This window comes from Mesorhizobium sp. M2A.F.Ca.ET.039.01.1.1, from assembly GCF_003998035.1.
Lineage (GTDB): Bacteria > Pseudomonadota > Alphaproteobacteria > Rhizobiales > Rhizobiaceae > Mesorhizobium.
In genome coordinates this window covers 1-11,127 of the sequence record NZ_RZRY01000155.1, presented here as the reverse complement: position 1 = coordinate 11,127, position 11,127 = coordinate 1, and the positions used below count along the sequence as shown (strand labels likewise).

Annotated in this window: 11 protein-coding genes and 1 tRNA gene; 7 read left to right on the top strand and 5 right to left on the bottom strand. The window is 61.3% G+C overall.

Features of this window, described 5'->3' with window-relative positions:
- Together EOA24_RS41575 and EOA24_RS14375 are read left to right on the top strand one after the other, a co-directional pair.
- On the top strand, positions 1 to 735 hold a 735-nt coding region (locus tag EOA24_RS41575; protein WP_189353948.1), incomplete at its 5' end, for an anti-sigma factor.
- A 197-nt stretch (positions 736 to 932) separates the two neighbouring features.
- Positions 933 to 1,826 (top strand): adenylate/guanylate cyclase domain-containing protein, encoded by an 894-nt coding sequence (locus tag EOA24_RS14375; protein ID WP_127409873.1) that lies wholly within the window; start codon positions 933 to 935, stop codon positions 1,824 to 1,826.
- A gap of 58 nt (positions 1,827 to 1,884) precedes the next feature.
- Here the strand turns inward: EOA24_RS14375 and EOA24_RS14370 are convergent, their stop codons facing one another.
- Together EOA24_RS14370 and EOA24_RS14365 are read right to left on the bottom strand one after the other, a co-directional pair.
- Positions 1,885 to 2,679 (bottom strand): SDR family oxidoreductase, encoded by a 795-nt coding sequence (locus tag EOA24_RS14370; RefSeq protein ID WP_126080913.1) that lies wholly within the window; start codon positions 2,677 to 2,679, stop codon positions 1,885 to 1,887.
- Positions 2,676 to 4,010: an alpha-glucosidase/alpha-galactosidase gene (locus EOA24_RS14365; RefSeq protein WP_127409874.1), complete on the bottom strand. Its 1,335-nt coding sequence runs from the start codon at positions 4,008 to 4,010 to the stop codon at positions 2,676 to 2,678. Before EOA24_RS14365 ends, EOA24_RS14370 begins: the two co-directional genes overlap by 4 nt.
- A gap of 78 nt (positions 4,011 to 4,088) precedes the next feature.
- Between EOA24_RS14365 and EOA24_RS14360 the strand changes: the two genes are divergently transcribed.
- Positions 4,089 to 5,033, top strand: coding sequence for a helix-turn-helix domain-containing protein (locus EOA24_RS14360; RefSeq protein WP_126080915.1), 945 nt, complete (start codon positions 4,089 to 4,091; stop codon positions 5,031 to 5,033).
- A gap of 25 nt (positions 5,034 to 5,058) precedes the next feature.
- On the opposite strand, the gene EOA24_RS14355 is transcribed toward EOA24_RS14360, so the two are convergent.
- Complete coding sequence (locus EOA24_RS14355) at positions 5,059 to 5,331, bottom strand: hypothetical protein (RefSeq protein WP_189343389.1); 273 nt, start codon at positions 5,329 to 5,331, stop codon at positions 5,059 to 5,061.
- Here EOA24_RS14355 and EOA24_RS14350 point away from each other — a divergent pair.
- Genes EOA24_RS14350 through EOA24_RS14340 form a run of 3 tightly spaced genes read left to right on the top strand, consistent with a single transcriptional unit; the run spans position 5,291 to position 8,285 of the window.
- Complete coding sequence (locus tag EOA24_RS14350; protein WP_245467367.1) at positions 5,291 to 6,511, top strand: extracellular solute-binding protein; 1,221 nt, start codon at positions 5,291 to 5,293, stop codon at positions 6,509 to 6,511. The two genes, EOA24_RS14355 and EOA24_RS14350, sit on opposite strands and share 41 nt — an antisense overlap.
- Positions 6,508 to 7,428, top strand: a complete 921-nt coding sequence (locus EOA24_RS14345; RefSeq protein ID WP_348633072.1) for a sugar ABC transporter permease — start codon at positions 6,508 to 6,510, stop codon at positions 7,426 to 7,428. The genes EOA24_RS14350 and EOA24_RS14345 overlap by 4 nt, the downstream gene beginning before the upstream one ends.
- A complete protein-coding gene (locus tag EOA24_RS14340; RefSeq protein WP_126080918.1) occupies positions 7,428 to 8,285 on the top strand; it encodes a carbohydrate ABC transporter permease in 858 nt (285 codons plus the stop codon). Before EOA24_RS14345 ends, EOA24_RS14340 begins: the two co-directional genes overlap by 1 nt.
- A gap of 215 nt (positions 8,286 to 8,500) precedes the next feature.
- On the opposite strand, the gene EOA24_RS14335 is transcribed toward EOA24_RS14340, so the two are convergent.
- A tRNA-Arg gene (locus tag EOA24_RS14335) sits at positions 8,501 to 8,577 on the bottom strand.
- Positions 8,578 to 8,687: 110 nt separating this feature from the next.
- On the bottom strand, positions 8,688 to 9,851 hold the full coding sequence (locus EOA24_RS14330; protein WP_126080985.1) for a M20 aminoacylase family protein: 1,164 nt from the start codon (positions 9,849 to 9,851) through the stop codon (positions 8,688 to 8,690).
- A 221-nt stretch (positions 9,852 to 10,072) separates the two neighbouring features.
- Between EOA24_RS14330 and EOA24_RS14325 the strand changes: the two genes are divergently transcribed.
- Positions 10,073 to 11,127 (top strand): D-alanyl-D-alanine carboxypeptidase family protein (locus tag EOA24_RS14325; RefSeq protein WP_133374514.1); only part of this gene is annotated, 1,055 nt, incomplete at its 3' end.

Below are 11,127 nucleotides of genomic sequence, written 5' to 3'. Positions count from 1 at the left end.
GCTGTCGCCAACGTGCCGCGCCCGACCGTCAGCGACGATTTCCTGGCGCGTATCGCGGCGATTGCCGAGGTGAAAAGCCCGGAAGAAGCCGAGGCGCCAAACGTCTCTTCCGCGAAGGCGGGGCAGCTGCCGCAACAGCAGCAAGGCAATGTCGTCGCGATGCGGCCGCGCGCGTCGCGCTGGTTCAACTCCTTCGACTGGCGCCAGATGGCGGCCTCAATCGTACTGACGGCGTTCCTCGCCAGCGGCGCGACGCAGTGGCTGGCGACGGCGGATAACGGGGCCGAAAGTTTCGCCGTGGCCGTCGCCAACGGCCATCGCCGCAGCCTGCTCGCGGCGACGCCGGTCGACATCGTGTCGTCCGACCGCCATACGGTGAAGCCATGGCTCGACGGCCGTATCGGCGTGTCGCCGGCGGCGCCGGACCTGGCCAAGGACGGCTACGCGCTGCTCGGCGGCCGCGTCGAGGTGATCGGCGACAGACCGATGCCGGCGCTGGTTTATCGCCATCACGAGCACCTGATCACGCTGGTCGCCGCACCCCGGCAGAACGAGGCCAAATCGATGCCGGTGGCGGACGACTTGTCGGCAGGCGGCTTCCTCCTGGTCCACTGGACCGACGATGCCTTCTCCTATTGGGCGATCTCGGATGCCGAACGCCCGGCGCTCGACGATTTCGTCGCCCGCTTCCGGGCCGCGGTCATCGCCAATCCGGCCGCGGGAAGCCCGGGCTAGGGAAACGAAACCTTTTATCGCCGCTATTTCTGAGGCCGATAGTCCGTTTGGCTGGATGAGCGAAGGCAGGTGCCTGTCCAAGATGATCGCGCCAAAGCACTTGCCCCGTTGCGCCGGCCCCAAGGCGCGTAAGTAGATAGGTCAAGGTCGACTTTGGTATGTTATAAACGCTCCATTCTCGGGGCGGATACGGGGCAATGGATCAGGAAAGACTTCTAGCCGCAGTCCTCCTAGCTGATGTCGTGGGCAGCACGCCGCTCTATGAGCGCATCGGCGACGATGCCGCCCTGCGGCAGGTCTCGGATTGCCTCGACGCGATACGCGCGATCGTCGCCGAGCACGGCGGTGACTTCATTTACTCGAAGGGCGATGACGTGCTCAGTCTGTTCGAGAGCTCGGAGGCGGCGCTGAGGGCCGTCTGCCAAATCAACAGCCAACTGACGAGAGGGCCGTTGAGCGCCCGGATCGGATTGCATTTCGGGGCGGTTATTCGCGCGCGCGGCGCGGTATTCGGCGATGTTGTCAATGTCACCGCAAGGCTGTCCACTACGGCCAATCCGGGGGAGGTGCTGATCAGCCAGAGCTTCTTCGAAGCGCTTTCGGCTGGCAGCCGCAGCGCCTTGCGGCTCCTCGACAAAATGGCGTTCAAGGGCAAGCAGGAACTCTTCGATGTCTATACGCTGCGGAGCGACGATGGGGTCCCCAGCACGAACGTCACCAGCCGGGGCACCATTATGGAAAGGCGCTCCGCGCCGCCGCGGCAGATCAATCTGGTCATCCGCTATGGAGATCAGTTGGGGTCCTGCCGAAACAATGAATTCGTGACGATCGGCCGATCTCCGGAATGCGATATCGTCGTCCAGCGGCCCTGGGTCTCAAGGCACCACGCGACCTTCACCATTTCGAATGGCAAGGCACGGCTTGTCGAGCGGAGCTCGTCAGGCACATTTGTGTCGATGGGACCCGGCCAGGAAGAAGTATTCGTACGCCGCGAAGATATTCTCCTCTTCGGCTCCGGCGTCATCTCGCCTGGACGCAGATCGTCCCTCCGCGACGCCCAGGTCCTGCACTACGAAATTGTCTCAGGCTGATCTGGCCGGTTGGGCAGGACCGCCGCACCAAGTTTCATCAGCCGCTTGATAGTCACCTTCAACGCGCCGCTTCCGGCAGGATCGCGGTCGACATTTCGGGCAAGGTCTGCCCGCCGTCTACGATGATACTTTGGCCGGTGATGTAAGCCGCTTCATCGGAAGCGAGAAAACGCACCGCGTGGGCAACGTCCTGCGGTGTGCCGAGACGGCGAAGCGGCACGGCGGCGCATTGTGCATCCACGAAACTTTGTGACTGATGCTCCATCACGCCCTCTGTCAGGATGTTGCCCGGCTCAACGGCATTCAGCGTAACGTTCCAAGGCGCAAATTCGAGGGCCGCCGTGCGCATGAAGCCCAGAATTCCTGCCTTGCTAGCCGCATAGTGAGAATACCCAGGAGAAGATACGCGCGCACCCGTTATTGAGGACAAAAAGACCACCCTGCCGTGGCGCTGCCGCTGAAAATAGGGCAGGCAAGCCTTCGCCAGCAGGAAGGGCCCTCGCAGGTTGACCGCCATGACGCTGTCCCACTCGTCGGGCGTAATCGATGCGATATTGGTGTTCGGATAGATCGCAGCATTGGCAACGGCAATATCAAGTCGACCCATCTCGGCAAAGATATCATCGATCACGTGCGTGACCTCCGACTCATCGCTTGTATCCATGCGGCGATAAGTTGCTGCCAGACCCATTGCGCAAATGTTGGCGGCGGCGCGATAGCCGTCGACGTCCTTTATGCCCGTCAGGACGACTTGCGCTCCGGCGCGCGCCAGTTCAGTAGCAACACCCAGTCCGATCCCGCGTTGTGCGCCGGTGACGATGGCAACCTTTCCCAACAGGTCGAAGCCACTCATTGGGCAGCCCGAGCAAAAGCGGGCAACAAGCTGCCATGAGCTTCGATCAGCGCATCCACCAGGGAATCGATTCCGGCAAGCGAAAGCTCCGCTGCCGTGTGAGGGTCCATGGCGGCTGCGTGGTAGATGTGCTCGCGCTTCCCGGTGAGGGCGGCCGTCACGGCCAGCTCCTGCACATTGATGTTGCTCCGCATGATGGCGGCAAGCTGAACCGGGATGCGTCCGATGCGGATAGGCTGAATGCCGTTGCGATCGACATGGCAAGGAACTTCAACCGCAGCGTTCGATGGCAGATTTTCGATTAGGCCCCGGTTGGCGACATTGCCGTAGATCAGGCTTGGCTCACCCGTCACGCAGGCATGAATGATGGCGGCAGCATACTCCTTGCTGCGCGAGACTTCGATCGGCCGACTCTCGTCTTCCAGTTCGTGGCGCAGTTCATGCCATTGCGCGACCTGTCTTTCGCAACGGGTGATGTATTCGTCGAGCGGCAACCTGAATTCTTCCAGCAAGTCCTCGCGCCCGCGCTTGATGAACCAGGGCGTGTATTCCGAAAAGTGGATGGAACTCTCGGTAACGAAATGGCCGAAGTGCTTCATGACCGCGAAACGAACTGCATCATCGACGGGAAAAGTCCCATCGCGGGCAATCTGCCGAAGCCGCGGATAAAGGTCTACACGGCCGCCGCCGGGTAGGCGTTTTTCGAACTTGAGGAAAAAGGCCACATGATTAAGGCCGGCACACAGATAGTCGATGTCGGCAATATCCTCGCCGAGAGTGCGGGCCAGGAATTGCGATGTTTCCTGAACGGAGTGACACAGGCCGACATAGCGAATGTCCGGATAGCCCTCTGCCATGGCCCAGCTGATCATGGCCATCGGGTTCACATAGTTCATCATCAGCGCCTGCGGGCAATGCTTGCGCATGTCGTCGGCGATGGCAAACACGACGGGAATTGTACGCAGAGCCCGGAAGATGCCGCCGATGCCCAAAGTGTCGGCAATGGTCTGCCTCAGGCCGAACCTTTTCGGGACTTCGAAATCGGTGACAGTGGCCGGCTTATAGCCGCCCACCTGCATCATCAGGATGACGAAGTCGGCGTCCTTGAGGGCGATTGCCCGATCGACTGTCGCGACGAGCCTTACCTCGTCCTCGATCCCAAGCGCGCGGCAGATGCGGCGTGTCATGATTTCGGAGGTGGCAAGGCGGTCCGGATCGAGATCGTGAAGCGCGATTTCGCAACGCGAGAGAGCTTCATTGCTCAGCACGTCGCTGAGGATGTTGCGAGCGAACACCGTGCTTCCGGCGCCGACGAGACAGATCTTGGGCATTGCGAGTATCCAGTCCTTGCTATGCGCTTTCGGCGCAGCTTCCCTATTGCCATTGGAAACCGGAAAATGCTTGCTTGAATGCAATTGATATTTCCGGTTTTTAAGTGGAACCGCGCTAGCCGGGGCGCGCAAAAACGGAGGGAGCGAATGCGTCAGCTTGACCCGCGCCAGACCGGCAACCGCTTTCTCAAGCCGGACGAATTCCTGGCTGAGACGCATATCGTGGAGCCTATGCCGGAAGCCCACTGGCACGACCATGTGGAACTCAACGTCATCACGCGCGGCGGCATGACCTATCTCATCAATGGCAAGCAGGTCAGCCTGCGCGAAGGTGCCATCTACTGCTTCTGGGCCGCTGTTCCTCACCAGGTGATATCTGCTGGTGACGGAACGGAGCTCGTCTGCATCTACGTGCCATTCGCCGATCTGCTGTCCCTTGCGGTCTCAAGTGATTTCAAGAACGACCTCATGGCGGGTCACGTCGTCACGGGCTCGTCCATCGACGCTGCCGACACATTATTGGTGACCCGCTGGGCGCGAGAGTGGGACACCAACAGCGAACTGGCCGCCGACATATTACGCGACGAGGTTCGCCTTCGTCTTCGCCGGCTGGCGGCCGACCCGCGCATCGCCGAGATAGGCCTGGGCGCCCTCGAAGCTGAACATCGGCGCCAGGCGATGCATGTCGCCGACCGGCGGGTGGTTGCGCGGGTGCAGCAGATGACGACCTTCATCAACAACGAATTCGCCAGGCCGATCAACGTTGCGGACGTAGCGCTTGTCGGCGGACTCCATCCGACGAACGCAACCGCGACCTTTCAGAAGGTCCTGGGACAATCCATCGCGCAATATCTGCGCCGCCGGCGGCTCAACCATGCACTGAAGCTTTTGGCCGACAGCGATATGGCAATTATCGAGGTGGCTTTCGAAAGTGGCCACGGCTCTCTCAGCCGCTTTTACGATGCCTTCCAGCGGCAGGTTGGCTGTACGCCGAAGGACTACAGGCGCCGCTTCCGCGCCTGAACATCACCCGGACGTTGACGCTTCATCACCAGCGCTGGATTTTTTGCTGCTGCGACAGACCGCAGGGCTGAAAAACCTGAAAATTTGGGTCGAAACCGGCAAGAATATCAGAATTTCCAGCGATAGCTTTACGGTCTATTGGTGCGGGCAGCGGCCAAAAAGCATAGTGGGAACAATGCTGCCCGCTCGCGACGTCACGGGAGATAATCATGCGTTTGCCGAAGTCTGATCTGGTTTTCGCCTTCAGCGTCGTTTTGATGGCCACTACCAGCGGAATTGCGCTGGCCGATGATGCCAAGCCCTTTGCGGGACAAACAGTTTCGGTGCTCCTACCCTCGCCTCAGGATGCAAACATGGCGGCCGATTTCGAGAAAGCCACCGGCATCAAGCTCGATATGCAGACAGCGTCATGGGACGACGTGTCGGTGAAGATTTCGACGGCGTTGCTGGCTGGCACGGCGCCGGCCGATGTGACCGAGTTCGACTGGTCCTGGACCGGCCAGTTCGCTGCGGCAGACTGGTATACGCCGCTCAACGACACCGTTGACGCCGCGACCCTGGATGACATCAAGGGGTCGACGATCTTCAACGTGAACGGCAAGGTTCTGGCCATTCCTTACACGAACGACTTTCGCGTCATGCTGGTGAACAAGAAGCAGTTCGCCGACGCCGGCGTGACCGTCATGCCAAAGACGCTCGACGAGCTTGTAGCGGCGGCGAAGGCCGTCAAGGCCAAGGGAATCGTAAAGTATCCGATCGGCCTGCCGCTTTCCGCGACCGAAGGCGCATCGACAAGCTGGTACCTTCTGACCAAGGCGTTCGGCGGAGATCTTTTCGACAAGGATATGAAACCTCTGTTCACGGCGCCGGACTCGGCCGGCTACAAAGCGATGGCCTTCGAGATGATGCTCTTGAAGGAGGGCCTGGTTGACCCCGCCTCCACCGGCCTTAAAGACAGCGAGATCAATGAGACACTTTTCGCCAAGGGCCTGACCAGCATCATGATCAGCGGCGAACCGGGCCGTCTTGGCGCTTACAATGACCCCGCACAGTCTGTCGTTGCCGGACAGGTTCAGGCGATTCCGGTCGCCACCGAAAGCGGCAAGACGCGGTCATTCGGGTTGCTGGAGGGCCTCGGCATCCCAAGGAATGCCCAGAATCCGGAAGCGGCCAAGGAATTCATCAAATGGATGACATCCAAGGACTATCAGATCCACAACTACGGAAACGGGGTATTGCCGACGCGCACGTCCGCGCTCGCAGAGCTGCAACAACAGGGCAAGCTGGTCAGCGGCGAGGCGCTTGTGGAACAGGCGCCTACCGTCGAGGCGCTGTTTCCGTCCGGCGCGCCAGCCTGGTATCCGCAATTCTCGCTGGCCGTAAACACCTCGATCAACAGCGCGGCAAAGGGTGAGATCAGTGTGGACCAGGCTGTTCAGCGCATCGCCGAGGCCGCGGCTGAAGCCGTGAAGCAGTGACGTCGCAAGCGGTAACTGTCCTCCCGCGACAAGGTCGTGGCGCCCGCAAAGTTGGGGACGCCACGACCGCCTTTTTGATGGTGCTGCCGATCCTGCTCACCATGGGAGGGCTCGTTTTCTACCCACTGCTGAGCACCGCATGGGACAGCTTGCACCGCGTCAACCCGATGCAAGCAGGGACCCCGTTCGTCGGCATCTCCAATTATACGCGCGTCTTCAGCGACGTAGAGGTGGGGCAGGCTTGGCTCAACACCTTCAAATATGTCGTAATCGCCGTTTTCGCCGAGACGGTCCTGGGGGTCCTGGCGGCTTCACTCATCAATCAGTTGAAGAGCGGGCGTCAGTGGGTGTTGGCAGCCGTGGTCCTGCCGTGGGCGCTGCCCGGCGTGGTCAGCGGCGTGATATGGCAATGGATCTATTCGCCCGGCCCCGGCCTCCTCAACGGGCTGCTGGTGATGATCGGTTTGGACTACGAGGGTCATCTCTGGTTCAATGACAGCACCAGCGCGATGCTTGCAGTCTCGGTGGTGCATATCTGGCGCATGTTGCCGCTTACCATCGTTATCGTGCTGGCGGCGATGCAAAGCATTCCGGGCGACCTCTATGAGGCCGCGCGCATGGACGGCGCCAGTCGCCTGGTGATGTTCCGCAATATTACCTTGCCGCTGACGCGCGGGGCGATCGCGGTGGCGATGACCAATGCCACAGTGTCGGCCTTCAACCTGTTCGACGAAGCGATCGTGCTTGCCCGCAACAGTCTGGAGACGCGGCCGATCCTGCTGCAGATCTATCTTGAGGCCTTCAAGAAACTGAATTTCTCGTACGGCATGGCATTGTCGCTGATGGTCACCTTCATTTCGCTCGCCATATCGCTTGGTTATGTGCTGCGCATCCACCGCAGCACGAGGCTCGACTGATGAAGAAACCTTGGCACATCCGTCTTGGAATCTGGGCCGGCGTTGCGCTGCTGCTCGCCTGGTCGCTTCTTCCGATCTACTGGACACTCGCCTCCAGCCTGACGCCGACGGTCGAGTTCAATGCGCGGCCGCTTCATCTTTTTCCCGAGCATCCCACCGGCGAGCACTATCTGAGGCTTCTTGGCGTGCTTGACGGGCATATGGGAGGCGTCGACGTGGCTGGCGAGTTTCGGCTTGCGCTTTTCAACAGCATACTCACTTCGGGTGCCGCCACCGTGCTTTGCGTGCTGATGTCGCTGCTTGCGGCCTATGCCTTCGCGCGCCTGAACTTTCCCGGACGTGAGGTGCTCTTCTATGCTGTGGTAGGGACCATGGCGGTGCCGGGATATGCGGTTCTCATCCCGCTCTTCCGGCTGATGGTGTCGCTCCGGCAGATCGACGCCTATCTCGGCGTGACGCTCATCTACGTCTCGGCGTTCCTACCGCTTTGCCTTTGGCTCCTGAAAGGCGTCATGGACACGCTGCCGCGATCGTTGGAAGAGGCGGCGCGCATCGATGGGGCAAGCCATATGCGCATTCTTTTTTCCATCATCGCGCCGATCGCTGCACCAGGACTTACGGCGGCTGCCATTCTCACCTTCCTCGGTGCCTGGGGGCAATATGTTGTGCCGCTCGTCTTCTCACCCAAGGACACAAAGCCGCTGACGGTTCTGATCCCGGAATTCGCAGGGAAGAACTTCGTCGACTACGGGCTTATCATGGCCGGCGGTTCTATCGCCATTGCGGTGCCCTGCCTGCTGGTGATCTTCCTCAATCGATACCTCATTTCCGGCCTGCTTGCAGGTTCAACCAAATAGCGTCCGTAGGCCACAACTGGAGCAATGCCTCAAACGGCGCGGCGGTCTGCGTTAGTGGAACACGATCTCCGCCCTGTCGCGCGTCAATAATCCAGACCCTGCCGGAAAGCGCCGATGACCACCGGCAGGCCGCTCACTCGCTACAGCGCTACTCACGGCGCGCTCGCGAGCGGCTTCATAACCCTCAGCTACACCACCTGGTGGGACACGACCCTTGGTGATCCCGACAGGAATCGAACCTGTGACCTACAGATTAGGAATCTGCCGCTCTATCCTACTGAGCTACGGGACCACGCGGCCCGACACATAAACGCTTCGGGCCGGTTCGCCAAGAGGAGTCTGAAAGCCGATCAGGCGGCCGTCTGCGATGGGCGGCCGCCTCCTCTTGCCAAGCCAGTGCCGTCAGGCCGCCAAGGCCGTCTCGGCCAGCTTCACCCAGTAGCTCATGCCGTGCGGGATGACCTCGTCGTTGAAGTCGTAGGCAGGGTGATGCAGGCCGGCCGAGTCGCCGTTGCCGATGAAGATGAAGGCGCCGGGTCGGGCTTCCAGCATATAGGAGAAATCCTCGCCGCCCATCACCGGCTGGATGGTGCGATGGACATGCGCGTCGCCGGCGACGTCGGCGGCGACATCGCTGGCGAAGACCGTCTCTTGCGCATGATTGAAGGTGACGGGATAGTTGGCGTCGTAATCGACCTCGATCGTGGCGCCGAAGGCGGTCGCGATGCCGGCGCAGATGGCGCGCATGCGCTCTTCCGATTTCTTGGCCACTTCCTTCTTCAGCGTGCGGACGGTGCCGGCGATCTCGGCGCTTTCGGGGATGACGTTATAGGCGTCGCCGGCGTGGAACTTCGTGACCGACACCACCACGGCCTCGACGGGGTCGGTGCTGCGCGAGGCGATGGTCTGCAGCGCGCCCACCAGCTGGCTGGCGATGACGATGGGATCGATCGTGCCGTGCGGCATCGCGGCATGGCCGCCACGGCCCTTGACGGTGATGGTGAACTCGGCCGTCGCGGCCATGATCGGACCGGGCTTGATGGCGAACTGGCCGACCGGCAGGCCCGGCATATTGTGCATGCCGAACACCTTCTCGATGTCGAAGCGTTCCATCATGCCGTCCTTGACCATCTCGTTGCCGCCGCCGCCGCCTTCCTCGGCCGGCTGGAAGATCACCGCCACGGTGCCGGCGAAATTGCGCGTCTCCGCAAGATATTTGGCGGCGCCCAGGAGCATCGCGGTATGGCCATCATGGCCGCAGGCATGCATCCTGCCGCGCACGGTCGAGGCCCATGGCTTGCCGGTGATTTCGTCGATCGGCAGCGCGTCCATGTCGGCGCGCAGCCCGATCGTCGGGCCATCGCCCTTGCGGCCGCGGATGATGCCGACGACGCCGGTCTTGCCCAATCCCGTCACCACTTCGTCACAGCCGAAGGCCTTCAGCTTCTCGGTGACGAAGCCGGCGGTCTGGAAGACGTCGAAATTCAGCTCCGGCGTCTGGTGGAGATGTCGTCGCCAGCCGGCGACTTCTTCCTGCATTTGTGCGGCGCGGTTGAGAATAGGCATGATCGGTCCATCTCTCGGTTGATTGGCGGCGGTCGGTTCAGAACCGATGCTCAGCAATTGTGATTGTGTTGAACTTTGCCATTTTGGCGTCACATAGGGTAAATAGCACCGCAACAATGGGGTCCGGGTCGAGGGGCCGGGCCGCATTTATGCTGGCGATGGGTAACGAAATCTTACGGACCCAGTGGCGATTACGGCAAGAGGCGATTTCGGATTTGATCATGCGGCAGAGGCATTTCCTCAACCTGTTGCTGGCGGGCGCGCTGGCGCTTCCGGCGTTTGCCGGCGTTGCGCGCGCCAATCCGGTGGTCCTGTTCGACCTCAAGAGCGGCTCCATTCTGGAGCATCAGGACGCGTTCAAGCGCTGGTATCCGGCCTCGCTCAGCAAGCTGATGACGGCCTATGTCGCCTTCCGCGCCATTCAGGCCGGCGAGGTGGCGCTCGATTCGCCGATCAAGGTGACCAAGCATTCGGCCGGCGAGCCGCCGAGCAAGATGGGCTTCAAGCCCGGCTCGGTGATGCGTCTCGACAATGCGCTGAAGATGATGCTGGTCAAATCGGCCAACGACATCGCCATGGCCGTGGGCGAGAATATCGGCGGGTCGCAGGCGGCCTTCGCCGACCGCATGAACGCCGAGGCGGCCCGGCTCGGCATGGTCGGAACGCATTTCGTCAACCCGAACGGGCTCTATTCGCCGGAACAATACACCACAGCGCGCGACCTCGCCGTGCTGGTGACGGCGCTGCGCAATGATTTTCCACAGTATGCGCCCTGGTTCTCAATCGAAGGCCTTGCCGTCGGCAAGAAGGCGCTCCCGAACTATAATCTGCTCATCGGCCGCTATCCCGGCGCCGACGGCATGAAGACCGGCTTCGTCTGCTCTTCCGGCTTCAACATGATCGGCTCGGCGACGCGCAACGGCCGCACGCTGGTCGCCGTGGTGCTTGGCGAGAAATCGGCTGTCAGCCGCGCCGAGGCGGCCGCAAAGCTGCTCGACCAGGGTTTCGATACGCCGGCGGAGAGTTCGACGACGCTGGCCGCTCTCAAGCCCTATGGCGACACCCTGTCGCCCAACGACATGCATGACGAGATCTGCAAGAAGAAGCCGAAGGAAGAGCAATCCGAGGCGGCCCCCGAGGTCGCTGCCAAGGATAAGCCCAAGTCGCCCTATCAGGTGAAGCTCGACCACCCGACGCTGATCGCGGTCGGCCTCGGGGGCGCAACCGGACCGGCGCCCAAGGCATTCGTCGACCAGGCCGATCAGAACTATGCCGA

Bases quoted from the DNA above. Each gene is read 5' to 3' on its own strand.
- EOA24_RS14375 (WP_127409873.1), top strand. From the start codon at position 933: ATGGATCAGGAAAGACTTCTAGCCGCAGTCCTCCTAGCTGATGTCGTG.
- EOA24_RS14370 (WP_126080913.1), bottom strand. From the start codon at position 2,679: ATGAGTGGCTTCGACCTGTTGGGAAAGGTTGCCATCGTCACCGGCGCA.
- EOA24_RS14365 (WP_127409874.1), bottom strand. From the start codon at position 4,010: ATGCCCAAGATCTGTCTCGTCGGCGCCGGAAGCACGGTGTTCGCTCGC.
- EOA24_RS14360 (WP_126080915.1), top strand. From the start codon at position 4,089: ATGCAATTGATATTTCCGGTTTTTAAGTGGAACCGCGCTAGCCGGGGC.
- EOA24_RS14350 (WP_245467367.1), top strand. From the start codon at position 5,291: ATGGCCACTACCAGCGGAATTGCGCTGGCCGATGATGCCAAGCCCTTT.
- EOA24_RS14340 (WP_126080918.1), top strand. From the start codon at position 7,428: ATGAAGAAACCTTGGCACATCCGTCTTGGAATCTGGGCCGGCGTTGCG.
- EOA24_RS14330 (WP_126080985.1), bottom strand. From the start codon at position 9,851: ATGCCTATTCTCAACCGCGCCGCACAAATGCAGGAAGAAGTCGCCGGC.